The following is a 15,542-nucleotide window of genomic DNA, read 5'->3' on the forward strand; positions in this document are numbered from 1 at the left end:
CGGGTTTTTGAATTAGTTACGCCGGACTGCATGCCCCGAGGTGACCACGGCCATGGTGCCACTGTCGGTCAGTTCCAGCGAATCATCGGGCGAGAGATCAAGGATTTCGATCAGTTTCTGACGCGCGCGGTTGACCCGGCTTTTCATCGTGCCGGTGGCGACGCCGCACATCTCGGCGGCCTCGTGATAGGCAAAGCCGGAGGCGCCGACGAGGGTTAAGGCCTCGCGCTGGTCATCAGGGAGTTGCTCGAAGGCGCGCAGAAAATCGGTATAGGCCAGACGTCCGTCATGGTCGGGTTTCACCGCGACATTCTCGCCCATCACCCCGTCCACATCGGCGACCTCGCGGCGCGCTTTGGTGTAGCTGGTGTAATAGGTGTTGCGCAGAATCTTGAACAACCAGGCGCGCATATTGGTGCCTGATTCGAACCTGTCGATGGATTTCCACGCTTTCATGACGGTTTCCTGCACCAGATCATCGGCCAGCGCCCCGTTGCGGCAAAGGCTGAGGGCAAAGGCGCGAAGGACTCCCAGATGTGTGACCAACTCGTCACGCGGATCAATCACCGCGGCGGTTTCATTTTCCATTCTGGGTATCTTGCTCCTTCAGCTGGTTGATCAGCGTCATCAGGTCGGCTGGCAAATCTTCGCTTGCCTTTTCCTGAAAGGAACGGCGAAGTTGTTCCCGTATCAGGGCCGTTTGAGGCTTCTCCTGCTCGTTATGTGATGTCATGTGCAAACTGCTCTCCGTTCCTAGTCATCGCAATCATCGCCGCTTGATCCTACATCGCGCGCCACAGAAAAATGCACACGCCACGGAACCAAACCCGTCACGGCCAGTTTGGTTCCATAGAAATCAAAGGGGCACCACATGACACAATCTGCTTCGGACCAATCGCTTGCAAGCGTCGTCGCTGAACTGCTGCCGTTTCTGCGTCGCTACGCGCGTGCGCTGACTGGCTCGCAACAGACCGGAGACCGGCTTGCGGCAACCACGCTGGAGGCTTTGCTGACGGATCGGTCGATCTTTGACACCGCCTCCAGCCCGAAGGTGGCGCTATTCGGCGCGTTTCACAGCATCTGGGGCAGCGTCGGCGCGCCGGTGCAAGACGGCGAGACGGGGTTTGGTGCGAAGGCCCAGATGCATCTGTCGCGGCTGACCGAGAACACCCGCGAGGCGCTGCTGCTCAACACCATCGAGGAGTTTTCGCCCAAGGAGATCGCCGAGATCATGCAAATCGACGCCAGCGAGGCCGATCACCTGCTCTCGGTGGCCGATAAAGAGCTGGAACGCTCGGTATCGGGCAAGATCATGATCATCGAGGATGAGGCGATTATCGCCTTGCATATCAAGAAGATCGTCACCGAATTGGGCCATGATGTCACCGGCGTTGCGCGCAAGCATAAGGACGCGGTGAAACTGGCGGCGCAGGCGCGGCCTGACCTGATTCTGTCGGATATCCAACTGGCCGATGGCTCTTCGGGGCTGGAAGCGGTGAACGAGATTTTGGAAGCCTCGGGCGATATTCCGGTGATTTTCATCACCGCCTTTCCCGAGCGGCTGCTGACCGGCGAACGGCCCGAGCCTGCGTTTCTGATCTCGAAACCCTATACCGAGGATCAGGTGCGCTCGGCGGTCAGTCAGGCGATGTTCTTTGCCTCTTCGGCGGTGATCGAGCCGACGTAAAACCACGCAGACATGGAACCCTTTGCCAAGTCGTCAGTTTTAAAGACGAGATTGAAATGAAAAGGGGATGTCTAGATGGCACAAACGTCTAAAAGCAATGTTTCTGAGTTGAACTCGGATGTCGCGCAGCAAATGGCAGTGCTGCGCGAGGATATCGCCGCGTTGACCGCGACGGTGGCCGAATACGGCAAAGCCCAGGGCGAGGCCTTGAAAGCCAGCGCGGGCGCGAAAGCCGCGGGGCTGGCCGAGACCGGCGCCAATGCCGCCGGTGCGCTGAAAGCACAGGCCGAGAAAAGCTATTCCGACGCCGAAGAAGCGGTGCGCGGCAATCCCGCAGCCGCCGTGGGCATTGCGGCGGGGGTCGGCTTTCTGGTCGGTATGCTGACGGCGCGTCGCTGATGTTTTCGCTGCAAGATAAACTGCAAAGGGCCGCGCGCAAGGGCGCGGCCTTTTCGGCGGCGGGGCTGCTGGCTGTGGTCGGCGGGGCGTTTCTGACCTCGGCGGCATGGATGCTTTTGACGCAGCTTGAATCGCAGCTTTTCGCCGCCACGGTGATCGGCTGCGTCTATCTGGGCGGCGCCGCGATTGCGCTGGCCATTGGGTTGAAAAAACCCGCAACGCCCGAGCCCCTGCCTGCCGAGCGTTCGGAGCTTTCGCCGCTGCAGGCGGTGGTTTTGTCATTTATTCAGGGGTTTGAGCAGGGCCGCAAGCGCCAGCCTCCCCGCTAATCCCCGGCCTGCTAATCCCCGGCCCGCTAGCCCCCATATTGACGGCGCGGCGCCCGGCGAAAGCTGTGGCGCGCGCCGTGTTATCTGGTCGGTGGTGTTAGTCCTCGGTGGCGAATGTCGGATTATACAGCGGCACCGTCGAGATCGACATTTTCGCCGAGCCTTCCTGCAGCTCGGAGGCATGCGACAGATAGATCAGGGTCTGGTTCGCCTCGTCGAAAATCCGTGTCACCTGCAGGGTCTTCCAGACAATCGAGCGGCGCTCGGAAAAGATGCTCTCGCCATCCTCGCTGCGGTCGATATCACCGATGGTGATCGGCCCCGTCTGACGGCAAGAGATCGCCGCATTCGACGGATCCTCGAACCAGTTGCCATGTTGCAGCCGGTCGATAAACCCGCGCTCGAAATAGGCGACATGGCAGGTCACACCCTCGATATCGGGATCGGCGAAAGCCTCGATAATGATGTCATTTCCCAGCCAATCAACGTCAACCTCGCCGACCTGTTCGGCCGCGAGGGGCAGCGCGACAAGCGCCGCAAACCCCGCCGCGAGTGTTGTTTTTATACGCATGATATATCTCCAGATCCAAAGGCTTAAAACTGCGCAGCTTCCAAATGGTTCCGTCACTTTTATTCACATTCAATTGCACGGGTAATTGCGCAACTGGCGGGAACGGAACCGATGTTTTCAGGTTTTACCACCACAGGCCGAAAGGCGCATGAAACCACGAAGGAGACTGCCATGAACTGGGATCAGGTTAAAGGCAATTGGAAGGTCATGAAAGGCAAAGCCCAAGAGAAATGGGGCGAGCTGACCGATGACGAATTGGACGAAGCCGCGGGCGAGCGCGAGCAGCTCGAAGGCTTGGTGCAAAAGCGCTATGGCAAAACCAAAGAGGCCGCCAAAGCCGAGGTGGACGACTGGGTTAAGCATAACTCGTAATCCCCGGCTTTAGCGACGGGTGACCCGCGCCGGATCGGCATAGCGGATCACCTGCCCCCTCACCGGAGGATTGCCAAGGTTCCAAAGGATCAACCGGCCCGCAGCAACGCGGGCCGATGACCGGCGCACGGCCATTACAAACCCTATTATTTTGGTTTGTTTTCCGTCGCTTACTTGGAACCATCATGGCAGCCGCCGGTTCTATCAGCATCAACATCAACCTATCGGGAGATACATTATGAAACGCTTTATGACCTCGACCGCGATCGCTCTTTTGATGGGCACCTCGGCCATGGCTCAAGACCATATGTCGATGTTCTCGAGCGAGCCGTTCAACGCCCAGGTTAACCTTTATGCCTCGGAATTGGTCGGTGCGCGCGTCTATGCCACCGAGTCCAGCCTTGACAGCACCATGTCGGTGAATGCCGATCAGACCGCTGAATGGGACGATATTGGCGAGATCAACGAAATTATCCTGACCCGCGAGGGTGAGGTGCAATCGGTAATCGTCGGTGTCGGTGGCTTCCTCGGCATTGGTGAAAAAGACGTGGCAATCAATATGAGCGAGCTGCGCTTTGTCTCGGATGGCGACGACCCGGATGATTATTTTCTGGTGGTGAATGCCAATTCCGAGCTGATCATGGAAGCCGACGCCTATGAGCGCGCCGATATGGGTGCCGACATGGGTGGCGATATGGGCAGCGAGATCGCCCGCGATGCCGACCGCGCGATGGACGATATGGCGGATGAAGCCGGTGACGCGATGGATACGATGGAGCATGCCGACGCCATGGACGGCGACCATGCCCGCGATCCGGCGCTGATGATGGCCCCCTCGATCGAGCGCGAAGGCTACCGCACGGTGACGATTGACGACCTGACCACCGAAGACCTGACCGGCGCCCGCGTTTACGGCGTTGGTGATGAGGATGTCGGCGAGATCAGCGAATTGATCGTCTCGACCGATGGTGTCATCGAAGAGGCCGCAATCGACGTTGGCGGTTTCCTGGGGATTGGCGAGCATACGGTGGCGGTGTCTTTTGACGAACTGACCGTGATCCGTGCCGATGATGGCGGCGACCTGCGCGTCTATATCGACAGCTCGCAAGAGGCGCTGGAAGCCCAGCCCGAATACGAAGGCTAATACCCGCCTACCCTCTCAAACCTGCGGCAGCCGCTCTGGCTGCCGCATTTTTTATGTGCGACAGGGGCGCGGATCAGGCGCTGCCGGTCTCGAGAATACGCTCAAAGACCTGCACCGCCGCCTCGAAATGCCCGACCAGCATGTCGGTCAGCACTGACTGGCTGGCGAAATACGCCCCCGTGCGGCACAGATTGGCGGCGAATAGCGGATGCGCGCCGACATCATCCTTGCCCAGAACATGCTCGATCCGCAGCCAGCCGCGTTTGCGCGCCTCAGAGACGATCAGTTCCAGCCGCTGCAGCGCGTGAAACACCGTATAGACCGCCAGATACTCCATATAATCATCAACCCCGCCCGCCGGATCGCGGGGCAAAGCGTCGCGGACCATAGCGTCCAGCCTCGGCCCGTCGACAGGCAGCGATTCATCGGCGATCAACCACGCCAGATCCTCGGCCCCGTGGCGCAGACCGGCGTATTCAAAGTCGAACCAGCGGAGTTTTTCGTCATCGCCAATCGCCGCATTGCCGGTGCGACAGTCCCATTTCACGAATTGCAAACCCTGATGCGTGAGCCGCTCGACCACCGCGGCGGCGTCGAAATGCGCCGGAATATCCGCGTCTTTGAACGGCACCAGCGTGGCAACGCCATCGGCGAGATTGGCCAGCCAGTCGGGATTATTGCCCAGATGCGGCAGTTTATCATGCAGATCGGTCTGCCGCGCCGCGTGCTGGATGCGAAAGATCCCCGCCATCGCCTCGGCAACCAGTTCCTGCTGCGCCGCGGGGTCCAGTTTGAACAATTCGGTGTTCAGCCGCCGTGCGCCGACATCGGATTGAAACATGATCTCGCCATCGACGCCAAGGCAGCGGGGAATGTCATCGGTATAGGGGGCCAGCGCGCGCAGCACATAGGCCTCGAGATGGGTGCGGCGGAAATTGGGCCGCAGGGTGCCGATCACCGTATGTTCGGCAAAATGGAACCGCAGGCTCGAACGGCTGGAGCCACCGGGGGCGCTGACCTCGGTGATCTTCTGGCCGAATAATGCCTCGGCGCTGTCCCGAATGCGGGTTTTGCGCGAGCGCCGGTTGCTTGCCATATGGACCTCTGTAACGGTTGCTGTGGCGGATACGGTGGCGGGATGCGGCGGCGGAATGCGCCCCCTCTGCGCGCAGGATGACGCGGATTGATGGCGCGCCATGGGCGGCACTGTGGTCGAATCATGTCACCCGTCACCCAGTGCGAATCGTTTCCTGATGTTCATTAATTCGGGAATTGACGCGGTATAGTTTCGGGAAACACGGTTAATAGATTGTGAATAAAGACATTTTTAAGATTTTTCTTTGCCGGAAACCGGCATTGCGGTATTTCTAGCGCCTGCCCGCGTCCTCGCATCTTGGGGGAGATCCCGGACCCGGCCTTTTTGACATAGTTATGAAAGGCGACACCAGATGCGCGATTGGCTCAATTTCCCAAGGTATAGACATAACGATCACAAAGATGCTCACGGCCGCGGAAGCGATGGCAATGACGGGACCAAAGGCTCCGGCGGCTCGAAGGGCTCTGACGGGACGAAAGGGAGCGGGGGTTCGAAAGGGTCTGACGGGACCAAGGGGAGCGGCGGATCGAAGGGGACCGGCGGGACCAAGGGCAGCGGCGGGTCGAAAGGGACCGGCGGCACCAAGGGGAGCGGCGGGTCGAAGGGGACCGGCGGGACCAAAGGGAGCGGCGGCTCGAAAGGGACCGGCGGGACCAAAGGGAGCGGCGGGTCGAAAGGGACCGGTGGCACTAAGGGGAGCGGTGGTTCGAAAGGGACTGGCGGCACCAAGGGGAGCGGTGGGTCGAAAGGCACTGGCGGCACCAAGGGGAGCGGTGGGTCGAAAGGGACCGGCGGCACCAAGGGCAGCGGCGGGTCGAAGGGGACCGGCGGCACCAAGGGCAGCGGTGGGTCGAAGGGGACCGGCGGCACCAAGGGCAGCGGTGGCTCGAAGGGCACCGGCGGCACCAAAGGCAGCGGCGGCTCGAAGGGCAACCATGGCAGCAAAGGGTCTTGCGCGGGCGGCACGAATGCGCACGCCAGCTCGACCAGCTCCTACCACAACGGCGGTGTCGAGGGGCAGAGCTTTGAAGAGTGGTATAACGCCATTCTGGGCGACTCTTATGACGAGCAGCTCGACAAAGACGAGCAGCCGAATGTCTGCGGCACCCATGGCTCGGGCGGTCGCGGCGGACGGGGGAAACACGGCAGCAGGGGCACGCGCGGCTCAAGAGGCTCGGGCGGGACCAAAGGCAGCGGCGGGTCGAAAGGCTCGGGCGGCACCAAAGGATCGGGCGGCTCGAAAGGGACCGGCGGCACCAAGGGCAGCGGCGGCTCGCATGGCACCGGCGGCACCAAGGGTAGCGATCCGGTTGGCGGCGATCCCGCGGGCGGACAGGTCTCCTCCGATGCCGATAGCGCGATTGCGGTGATCGAATACAACGATGATGCGGATGAGAATTACGACGATTATATCCGCATCCAGTCGTCGGAGGTCAGCGACCCTTCGGATCCGCAATCCTATGTCGATGCCGTCGAGGCTTATTACGCCGATAAGGGCGACAGCATTGATCCCGACACGGAGATCAAGAAATTCGTGTTCGAGGATGAGAATGGCACGGTGGTGCAGTCGCTCTATAAGACCGATGACGGCTGGAGCGAGGATGATCCGGCGGATGCCGAAAGCGCCGATGCGCAGGATCTGATGATGCCGATGTCGGATGACGAGCTGGCCGAATATGACCAGCCCGACGATCAACAGGCGCTGGAAGACGATATGACCGTGTGATTTCGGCCACGTCCGAGGTTTCGGTTGCACAGTAAGGCAAGGGGCGGCTGTTTTGCTGCCCCTTGCGGCTTAGATATCCCCTGACGCGCCCCATCGGCGCGGTGATCACCGGCCCCGGCATCTGCGGATGGAGCGGCGGCGCGGCAGACCCCCATGTATTGATGGATGTCCTGTTCAGGAGGATTTCATGAGCAAAGCATTTACCAAAGAAGATGATGATACCGAGAGCATCCGGCTGGATGATCTGCCGCAAAGCCCGCATCCTAATCTGGTGACCCCGCAGGGGCTGGCGGATTTGCAGGCGCGGCTGGAGGCACGGCGCGCGGATCTGGCGGGGCTGCTGGCGGCGCCCGAGGATTTCGACAGCAAGATGGCCGTGGCCGTGGCCGAGCGCGATATCCGGTTTCTCGAGGCGCGGGTGGGGCGGGCGATTGTGGTCGATCCCAAGGGACAGGCGCCCGATGTGGTGGCCTTTGGCGCTGAGGTCGATGTGCTGACCGAGGACGACCGGCGGATCAACTTTGCGATTGTCGGCGAGGATGCGGCCGATCCGGCGCGGGGCAAGATCTCGGTCTATTCCCCGATTGCGCGGGCGCTGATCGGCGAGACGCTGGGCAGCACGGTGGAATGGCGCAAACCCAGCGGCAATGAGGATCTGGAGATCGAGGCGATCCGGTTTCCTTGAGGGGGTTTTGACCGGGGGGAACCCGGGCCGCGCCCGACCCTCCCCCCGGGAGGGCGCCTTGGCAATGCCGGAGTTGGCGCGAGCGGCACAAATGCTTGTGGGCGCAGCGCCTTCTGGCACGGATTATGCGGCCACCCAGGGTCGGGCGCGTCCCTATGGATCAACCAGAAAAGCCATTGAAACACATTAACGCAGAGTAAAACGCACCGCTGATGTGCGGGGCGCAATGGTCAGGTCAAGGTACCTCGAAGTGGGTATGGGCGAGCACGTCGCCGCTGTCAGAGGCGCGGTAGCGCAGCCCGTTTCCCCGCACAAACGCTCTGGGCAAAGCGCGAAGGGACGCGCCCGACCCTGGGTGGGCGCTTGCAGTGATTGAACGATGTGCTGCGCCTTGAAGCCTCGATGTCGGCTGTGCGGTGAATGACATCGCCGATGCGCCCTCCCGTGGGGAGGGTCGGGCGCGGCCCGGGCTGGGCCCGTGCCAGAGGGTTGATAGGGGGTCTCCGAGACAGCTTATAGCGAGGCGCGGAGGGATGCGCCCGATCCTAGGTGGGCGCTGGTGTCCGTTGAACAGTGAGATGCATCAAAACACTGATGTCGGCTGCACTGTGAATGACAGCGCCAATGCGCCCTCCCATGGGGAGGGTCGGGCGCGGCCCGTGGTTTCCACGGGCGTAGCAGGAGATTGGTGGCTCGCTATTGAGAAGACATGCCGTCGATGAAAAACGCCCCGCTGATGTGCGGGGCGCAATCGTCAGGTCAAGGCACCTCGAAGGGGGTGCGGGCGAGGACGTCGCCGCTGTCGGAGGCGCGGTAGCGCAGCTCGTATTGCCCCGCAGAGGGCGGCGCGAACAACTGCACCGGGCTGCCCTGAGACGCCCGCGATTCGCGCAGCGCATCGGCATCATCCGGCGCGCCCGCAGGCACGATCTGGATGAAGTCCTCATAGCGCCCCGGTCCGGTCCATTCGATGGTCACCACACCACCGGCAGTGACCTCACCGATGATCTGCAGGCTGATCTCGCCGACGCCCACGGTCACCGGCACGCTCGACAGGGTGCGCCCCGAGGCCTGGATCACATAGCGCAGCTCGTAATCGCCCGGCTCATCCGGCGCATCGAGCCGCACGGGGCTGCCCTGGTTGGTGCGCGCATAGTCCAAATAGCTGCCCTCGGGCGCGCCGCGGGCCACAATGGTGATATAGTCGCGCGGATTATTCGGCCCCTGCCAGTTCACCTGAAACTGCCCGCCGGGGACGATGGTTTCCGGCGCGTCCAGCGAGGCGGTGACGGCGGTCAGCGTCACCGGCAGGCTGGCCAAGGTGCGCCCCGACTGCTGGATCACATAGCGCAGCTCATAGGCGCCGAGCGCATCGGGCACGGTGATTCGTGCCGGTGAGCCCTGATTGGTGCGCGCGTAATCCATATAGGTGCCCTCGGGCGCGCCGGCTTCGACAATGGTGATATAATCGCGTTCGTTGTTCGGCCCTTGCCATTGCACCTCAACCACCGAGCCTGCGGGGATTTCCGAAGGCGCCAGCAGTTGCGCCGCCACGGCCTCGAGCGTGATTGGGCGGCTGGCCAGCGTGCGGCCCGATTGCTGGATCACGTAGCGGAGTTCATAAGCGCCAAGCGCGTCGGGCATGGTGATCCGCGCGGGGCTGCCGTTGTTGGTGCGCTGATAATCGGTGTAGGTGCCTTCGGGCGCGCCCGCTTCGACCACGGTGATATAGTCGCGCGGGTTGTTCGGGCCTTCCCATTGCACCTCGACCACCGAGCCCGCGGCGGCGGTGTCCGGCGCGGTCAGCGAGGCGGCGATGGCCTCCAAGGTGATCGGGCGGCTAGCCAAAGTGCGGCCCGATTGCTGGATCACGTAGCGGAGTTCATAGGCACCAAGCGCGTCGGGCATGGTGATCCGCGAGGGGCTGCCCTGATTGGTGCGCTGGTAGTCGGTGTAGCTGCCTTCGGGCGCGCCTGCCTCGACCACGGTGATATAGTCACGCGGGTTGTTCGGGCCTTCCCATTGCACTTCAACCACCGAGCCAGCGGCGGCGGTGTCGGGCGCGGTCAGCGAGGCGGCGATGGCCTCCAAGGTGATCGGGCGGCTAGCCAAAGTGCGGCCCGATTGCTGGATCACGTAGCGGAGTTCATAGGCACCAAGCGCATCGGGCATGGTGATCCGCGCGGGGCTGCCTTGATTGGTGCGCTGGTAGTCGGTGTAGGTGCCTTCGGGCGCGCCCGCTTCGACCACGGTGATATAGTCACGCGGGTTGTTCGGGCCTTCCCATTGCACCTCGATCACGGCGCCCGCAAGCGCGGTATCCGGCGCGGTCAATGCGGCGGAGACCGGCGTCAGGGTGACGGTCTGCGAGGCCAAGACGCGGCGGCCCTCATGGAGCACATAGCGCACCTCATGGGCGCCGAGTGCATCCGGCGCGGTCAGCCGTGCGGGCGAGCCCTGATTGCTGCGCTGGTAGTCGCCATAGTCGCGTTCGGGGGCGCCAGCGGGCACAATGGTGATGTAATCGCTCTGCGCATTCGGGCCGGTCCACTCGACGGTGAATTGCGATCCGGCGGGGATTTCGGCGTCGGTTTGCACGCTGGCATCGGGCAGAACCTCGGCGAGTTCAATCACCACCTCGCGGTCTTGCGCAAGGCTGGCGGTGACGCTGGCCGCGCCGCTGCGCGCGCCCTCACTGGCGGTGATCCGGTAGTCACCCGCCGCGATCAACAGCGGCAGACGGTCGCCGCTGGCATTCTGCGTGACGCTCTCTTCGGTGGCGGTGTTCAAGAGCGCCCAATCGACGCCCGAGACCGGCAGGCCGGTCTGCGCATCGACCGCGCGCAACACCAGCGTGGCCATGATTTTTTCGAGTGGGACATCGACGATACCGGCGGTCTGCGCATCAACAGTCAGCGCCATTTCGCCCGCGTAACCGGGGGCGGTGGCGGCGATCCGATAGGCGCCGGGATCAAGCTGCATCTGCAGCGAGGCGCTGCCCGCCTCGGTCTGCATCTCACCACCCTCGGCGCTGATCTGCCAGTCGGCGGTGCCCAGCGGCATGCCGTTGCGCGCATCCACCGCCCGCAGGGTCACCGGCAGCGCGCTGGGTTCAACCATCGTCACCTGCTGCAGCGCTTCGGTGAGTTCCTCGGCATTGCCGGCCGGCACAAACAGCCCGCCAGTGGCCTCGGCGATGCAGGAGACCTGCGCGCGGTCGGCCTCGGCAATATCAAATCCGACCACATGGGCGGTGAAATTCACCCCGGCGCGGGCCAGTTCACCGGCGAGGGCGCAGGGATCGGCGTTGCAAGTCTCCAGCCCGTCGGTGACCAGAATGACGGTGGCGGGCTCGTCGATATAGCGCATCGACTCGGCGGCCATCCGCACCGATTGGGTCAACGGCGTGCGTCCGCGTGGCATCAAGCCGTTGATCCGCGCCGAGGTCGCCGCGGCATCCAAGGGGCCGAGCGGCACCACCTGCTCGATATCGGTGCAATCGCCTTCGCGGCGGTGGCCATAGGCGATCACCCCAAGGTTGCGATCCGCGGGCCAGCTTTGCAGCATGCCGCCCAGCACATCACGCGCGATTGTGACCTTGGCCACGCCGTCAATCTGCCCCCACATACTGCCCGAGACGTCATAGACAATCGTCACATTGCTGGACTGCGCGGCGGCGGGCGCGGCGAGGCCGAGGCTTGCGGCCAATGTGATGGTGGCGAAAAGTCGACGCAGAAAGATCATTCGTAACCCCTGAATTCCATATAAAAAATGCGCTTGCTGATAAAAGTCAGACGTGACGCAGGGGCGCGCTTTCGCCCGCGTCTCGCGCTGTTTCCTCCGGTGCTGCGGCGAAAAATACCCGCGCAGTGAGGTCACGATAGCCGCACATTTTCATTCGGGCAAGTTTTATGGCAAGGCCCGAGAGCCGCACGCGGAAAGCCGCTCGCGTCAAACGCGTGTTAGGGACCAGGCGCGTGGCTTACAACCGCTTGGTGTTTTGCAAGGCGGCAACGACCCGATCCGCCATGCAAGCGCAGCGCGCACCGTCAAAGGGAAAGATCGCCTCGAACCCGCCCTTGAGCCGCGCCTCAAGGCTTTGACGCAACCGCCGCCGCGCGCGAAACAGACGCGTTTTCACCGTGATCGGATTGAGTTGCAGATCGCGGGCGATGGCGCGGATGCTCATGTCTTCGGATTCGAACATCAAAAACGGCAGGCGCAGATCGCGCGGCAATTGCGCCACCGCATCCTCAAGATAGACCCGCATCTGGGCGCGCCCCAAGGCGACCTCGGGGCGGTCGGGATGCTGGCCGGGAAAGGCGAGGATGGCGCTGGCTTGGCGGTCGTCTTCGGCCACGGTGTCATAATCCTGCTGGGGGTGCGCGCGGCGCAGATGCATCCGCGCGCAGTTGATGGTGATGCGGGTGATCCAGGTGGAAAACTGCGCCTCGCCGCGAAAATTATCCAGCCGGGTGAAGGCCTTGAGATAGGCCTCCTGCACGATGTCCTCGGCCTCGGCATCAGAGGCGACAATGCCGCGGGCGACGCGAAACAGCCGCGGGTTCATCCGCCGCACCAGCTCGCGCACCGAGGCTTCCTGACCTTGGCGGGCGCCGGTGATCAGATCCGCCTCGGCCAGATGGGCGAGCGGGGTATTGGCGTGGAATGTGCTGCTTTGAACGGTCATCACGCGCCCTCCGGCCCGATACGCCCCTGCGCCAGAATATCCGCGACAGGGGGCAAAGCGGCAAGAACCTCGGGCGAGACATCCTCGGTATCCGCGCTTGGCCCCTGCCATCCGGCATCCTCGGGCTGGCCGACGACAATCCGCCCGACCATCGCCGCCATCTCATGCGGCAGGCAGTAGTAGTCGTAGACGCCGGGTGCAGTCAGGGTAACATCGAAGCTCTCGTCGGGCAAAAGAAACCCGCTGTCCCATGCCTCGGCGACATCGGGGATGCGGCTGCTGCGGTCGAAATTATCGGGGTGATAGGCGGTTGCGGTATGGCCGTTGCCCGCGTCGCGGTTGACGAAGCGAATGGTGGTGCCGGGGGCGACAGAGAGGCCATATGGCCGGAACCAGACCCGCTCACCTCGCGCGGTGCCGCGCATTTCGATCACTTCAACGGGTTGGGCGCGCAGCGGTTTGGCCAGCGAGAGCGGCAGCGAGAGGGTGGCGAGCGCGCCACCCCCGATTGCGATGAATCCACGGCGATTGGTGATCATTGCGCCAGCCGCTCCTTGGCTTCAGCATCATGGTAAAGCACCACATGCGCATGCGGCACCTCGACCCCGGGATGACCGGCGTTATAGTAGATATCCACCGTCGCCACAGTATGCGACCCCACCGTCAGCCCGTCATAAGAGGTGCCGTTTTCAAGCTCGGCCAGCGGGGTCATATAGACCGTGGCCGAAAGTTGCCCGTCATGGTCATAGGCGAGAAACGGACCGGCTGGCAGCGTCGCGGGGTCGACAAACAGCGTGCCCAGACCCGGAATGAAGGCGGGCAGCGGCAGCACATCGCTGACCTGCACATAGGGATCGCCCGGCGGCGATTGCATCAGCGCTTCGGTGTCATGGGCGGCGGCAAGGGTGACCGAAGCGGCGAAGATGCTGGCGCCGGTCAAGAGTGATTTAATCATATCGCAAACTTTCCTGATTGTGACGGTGCCCTGTCGCGGGCACACATCCATTGGATGCAGCGCGCGGCAAAAGGTTCCCGTCACGGGGAAAGATACTTGCGAAGAGTTTAGAAGCCCCGCGTTGGCGGGGTGCAATCAGTCGTCGAAGGGCGTCATCTGGGCGACGATCACCGCGTTTTCATCCAGCGCGCGCTGCATCAGGGCGCGCTCATCCTCGTCGATCTCATCACCATGGGCGAGCCGGTCTTCGAGCGTGCCGTAGCCGGTGACATCCAAAGGCGCGAGGTCGGCCTGTTTGAGGATCGCCACGGTTTCGCGCACCGCCTCGGCCTCATCGACGCCCGAGGCATAGCAGAGCACACCGGCGCCGGTGCTGGCCTTGGGCAGCCCGTCACCCTCTTTGCGACCGACTTCGACGAGCAGCGTATAGACCTGCTGTTTCTTCTTGGGCTTTTCCGTCATGGATATCTCTCCCGCGCGATGGGCGCCTGTCTGATTGCCGCTCTGGTGTCAGGAAACCGGCGGTCCTGCAAGGCGCGGGGCGAATTCGGCGCGGATTTCCTGCGCCAGCGCCTCGGCCCATGCCGCATAGACCGTAGCGCCGGGGTGGAAGCCGTCGCTGGCCATCATCTGCGGCGCAAGGCGGCTGGCGTCAAACGGCAGGTTGCGGGCGATACCGCCGCTGTCTTGGGCCAGCGCTGCGTTGTAAGCGCTGGCTTGGGCGCCGAGCACATCGCGCAGCGGGCGCGGTAGCAGCGGGAAATGCTCGAGCGGGGGCACGCCCGAGCGCCATTGCACCTGCACGTGGAATTTCTCGGCCAGCAGCGCGGTGATCGCCTGTTGGTCGGCCCACCAGCGCTGCAGGCTGACCTGCCGCGTCACATCATTGACGCCGAGCGCGGTGACCGCGACATCAAAGCGCGCAGGCGGTAGGGTCTGCAGATGCGCGAGGGTCTGGGCGGTGGTGACGCCGGTTTTCGCCTCGAGCTGCCAGATGACGGTGAAATCCTTGGCCAGTTCCGCGACCAACTGCCCCGAAAGCGCCTGTGATTGATGCGCCACGCCGACGCCTGCGGCCGAGGAATCCCCCGCGATTAGCAGCCTGAGTTCGGGCCCCTGCCCGGTGCGGCCTGCGCGCGGGCCTTCGGGTTCGGGCAGCAATTGCGCGGAGCGGCGCACATTCAGCGCCTGCGCGATCAGCACAGGCGAGAGCAGCAGGCGAAGGGGGAGCGAGGCGAGCATAGGGTCTCCTGCGGGCGGGATGATTGAACCATGGGCCAGCGCGTGCCAGCATAGCCACAACAGCCAAGGGGAGAAAAGATGAAACGCGTCAAAGACATGGTGGCCGAGGCCAATACGCAGGTGCGCCACGCCCCCGCCGCCGAGTTGCACGGGATGCTGGGGCAAGAGGGGGTGACCTTTGTGGATCTGCGCGATCCGCGCGAATTGGAGCGTGAGGGGATGATCCCCGGCGCCTTTCATTGCCCGCGCGGGATGCTGGAGTTCTGGATTGACCCTGAGAGCCCCTATGCGAAAGAGCGGTTTCAAAGCGGGGATACCTTAGTGTTTTACTGCGCCTCGGGCTGGCGCTCGGCGCTGTCGGCGAAAGTGGCGCAGGATATGGGGCTGGCGAAGGTCATGCATATCAGCGATGGCTTTAGCGGCTGGCGGGAGAGTGGCGGCGCGGTGGGGGAGAGGCCGGTGAGGAAATAGGGCCTGTGGCTTGCACGGTATCGAGGCGCAGCCGCAATGCATCGTTTCGGCTCCACGGAGTGGTGCTGCGTGGCTAACGGCAGCGTAGTTGCTCAGGAAACACGCTGCGCGGGAAGCCGTGCATCGACAGGCCGCGGAGTGGCGATCACCCGTGGAACGAAGTGCTTTATGCCGG

Annotated in this window: 19 protein-coding genes; 8 read left to right on the forward strand and 11 right to left on the reverse strand. The window is 63.0% G+C overall.

Annotated elements, in window-relative coordinates:
- Window positions 1-12: 12 nt before the first annotated feature.
- Together DDE20_RS08980 and DDE20_RS18995 are read right to left on the reverse strand one after the other, a co-directional pair.
- Window positions 13-588, reverse strand: a complete 576-nt coding sequence (locus DDE20_RS08980; protein ID WP_116558143.1) for an RNA polymerase sigma factor — start codon at window positions 586-588, stop codon at window positions 13-15.
- On the reverse strand, window positions 578-733 hold the full coding sequence (locus DDE20_RS18995) for a NepR family anti-sigma factor (protein WP_165814467.1): 156 nt from the start codon (window positions 731-733) through the stop codon (window positions 578-580). Before DDE20_RS18995 ends, DDE20_RS08980 begins: the two co-directional genes overlap by 11 nt.
- A 138-nt stretch (window positions 734-871) precedes the next feature.
- On the opposite strand from DDE20_RS18995, the gene DDE20_RS08985 reads away from it, so the two are divergent.
- The 3 genes from DDE20_RS08985 (at window position 872) to DDE20_RS08995 (ending at window position 2,415) form a co-directional block, all read left to right on the forward strand.
- Window positions 872-1,687 carry a response regulator gene (locus tag DDE20_RS08985; RefSeq protein WP_116558144.1) on the forward strand — a complete coding sequence of 272 codons (816 nt, stop codon included), beginning with the start codon at window positions 872-874 and terminating at the stop codon, window positions 1,685-1,687.
- Window positions 1,688-1,762: 75 nt separating this feature from the next.
- On the forward strand, window positions 1,763-2,086 hold the full coding sequence (locus tag DDE20_RS08990) for a glycine zipper domain-containing protein (protein ID WP_116558145.1): 324 nt from the start codon (window positions 1,763-1,765) through the stop codon (window positions 2,084-2,086).
- Window positions 2,086-2,415: a phage holin family protein gene (locus tag DDE20_RS08995; RefSeq protein WP_116558146.1), complete on the forward strand. Its 330-nt coding sequence runs from the start codon at window positions 2,086-2,088 to the stop codon at window positions 2,413-2,415. Before DDE20_RS08990 ends, DDE20_RS08995 begins: the two co-directional genes overlap by 1 nt.
- Before the next feature lie 97 nt (window positions 2,416-2,512).
- Here the strand turns inward: DDE20_RS08995 and DDE20_RS09000 are convergent, their stop codons facing one another.
- Entirely contained in the window at window positions 2,513-2,986 is a 474-nt protein-coding gene (locus tag DDE20_RS09000) for a CreA family protein (RefSeq protein ID WP_116558147.1), read from the reverse strand.
- Window positions 2,987-3,157: 171 nt separating this feature from the next.
- Between DDE20_RS09000 and DDE20_RS09005 the strand changes: the two genes are divergently transcribed.
- Entirely contained in the window at window positions 3,158-3,358 is a 201-nt protein-coding gene (locus tag DDE20_RS09005; RefSeq protein WP_116558148.1) for a CsbD family protein, read from the forward strand.
- A 9-nt stretch (window positions 3,359-3,367) separates the two neighbouring features.
- Here the strand turns inward: DDE20_RS09005 and DDE20_RS19340 are convergent, their stop codons facing one another.
- Window positions 3,368-3,493, reverse strand: a complete 126-nt coding sequence (locus tag DDE20_RS19340) for a hypothetical protein (RefSeq protein WP_276308526.1) — start codon at window positions 3,491-3,493, stop codon at window positions 3,368-3,370.
- Between the two features lie 103 nt (window positions 3,494-3,596).
- Between DDE20_RS19340 and DDE20_RS09010 the strand changes: the two genes are divergently transcribed.
- Window positions 3,597-4,502 (forward strand): PRC-barrel domain-containing protein, encoded by a 906-nt coding sequence (locus DDE20_RS09010; RefSeq protein WP_116558149.1) that lies wholly within the window; start codon window positions 3,597-3,599, stop codon window positions 4,500-4,502.
- A 73-nt stretch (window positions 4,503-4,575) separates the two neighbouring features.
- On the opposite strand, the gene DDE20_RS09015 is transcribed toward DDE20_RS09010, so the two are convergent.
- Complete coding sequence (locus DDE20_RS09015; RefSeq protein ID WP_116558150.1) at window positions 4,576-5,598, reverse strand: phosphotransferase family protein; 1,023 nt, start codon at window positions 5,596-5,598, stop codon at window positions 4,576-4,578.
- Window positions 5,599-5,950: 352 nt separating this feature from the next.
- Between DDE20_RS09015 and DDE20_RS09020 the strand changes: the two genes are divergently transcribed.
- Both DDE20_RS09020 and DDE20_RS09025 read left to right on the forward strand, forming a co-directional pair.
- The gene (locus DDE20_RS09020; RefSeq protein ID WP_116558151.1) at window positions 5,951-7,324 is read left to right on the forward strand and encodes a hypothetical protein; all 1,374 of its coding nucleotides are present in this window, start codon (window positions 5,951-5,953) and stop codon (window positions 7,322-7,324) included.
- A 187-nt stretch (window positions 7,325-7,511) separates the two neighbouring features.
- On the forward strand, window positions 7,512-8,009 hold the full coding sequence (locus DDE20_RS09025) for a GreA/GreB family elongation factor (protein ID WP_116558152.1): 498 nt from the start codon (window positions 7,512-7,514) through the stop codon (window positions 8,007-8,009).
- A gap of 759 nt (window positions 8,010-8,768) precedes the next feature.
- Here the strand turns inward: DDE20_RS09025 and DDE20_RS09030 are convergent.
- From DDE20_RS09030 to DDE20_RS09055, 6 genes are all read right to left on the reverse strand, one after another.
- A complete protein-coding gene (locus DDE20_RS09030) occupies window positions 8,769-11,753 on the reverse strand; it encodes a vWA domain-containing protein (protein ID WP_205961643.1) in 2,985 nt (994 codons plus the stop codon).
- A 238-nt stretch (window positions 11,754-11,991) separates the two neighbouring features.
- Window positions 11,992-12,699: an RNA polymerase sigma factor gene (locus DDE20_RS09035; protein ID WP_116558153.1), complete on the reverse strand. Its 708-nt coding sequence runs from the start codon at window positions 12,697-12,699 to the stop codon at window positions 11,992-11,994.
- Window positions 12,699-13,238 (reverse strand): cupredoxin domain-containing protein, encoded by a 540-nt coding sequence (locus DDE20_RS09040; RefSeq protein ID WP_116558154.1) that lies wholly within the window; start codon window positions 13,236-13,238, stop codon window positions 12,699-12,701. Before DDE20_RS09040 ends, DDE20_RS09035 begins: the two co-directional genes overlap by 1 nt.
- Window positions 13,235-13,654, reverse strand: a complete 420-nt coding sequence (locus tag DDE20_RS09045) for a hypothetical protein (RefSeq protein ID WP_116558155.1) — start codon at window positions 13,652-13,654, stop codon at window positions 13,235-13,237. Before DDE20_RS09045 ends, DDE20_RS09040 begins: the two co-directional genes overlap by 4 nt.
- 135 nt (window positions 13,655-13,789) lie before the next feature.
- Window positions 13,790-14,116, reverse strand: a complete 327-nt coding sequence (locus DDE20_RS09050; RefSeq protein ID WP_116558156.1) for a hypothetical protein — start codon at window positions 14,114-14,116, stop codon at window positions 13,790-13,792.
- Between the two features lie 48 nt (window positions 14,117-14,164).
- Entirely contained in the window at window positions 14,165-14,896 is a 732-nt protein-coding gene (locus DDE20_RS09055; RefSeq protein WP_116558157.1) for an SGNH/GDSL hydrolase family protein, read from the reverse strand.
- A gap of 78 nt (window positions 14,897-14,974) precedes the next feature.
- On the opposite strand from DDE20_RS09055, the gene DDE20_RS09060 reads away from it, so the two are divergent.
- On the forward strand, window positions 14,975-15,367 hold the full coding sequence (locus tag DDE20_RS09060; RefSeq protein WP_116558158.1) for a rhodanese-like domain-containing protein: 393 nt from the start codon (window positions 14,975-14,977) through the stop codon (window positions 15,365-15,367).
- Window positions 15,368-15,542: the final 175 nt, after the last annotated feature.

It is taken from the genome of Pararhodobacter oceanensis, from assembly GCF_003076755.1.
Classification (GTDB): domain Bacteria; phylum Pseudomonadota; class Alphaproteobacteria; order Rhodobacterales; family Rhodobacteraceae; genus Pararhodobacter; species Pararhodobacter oceanensis.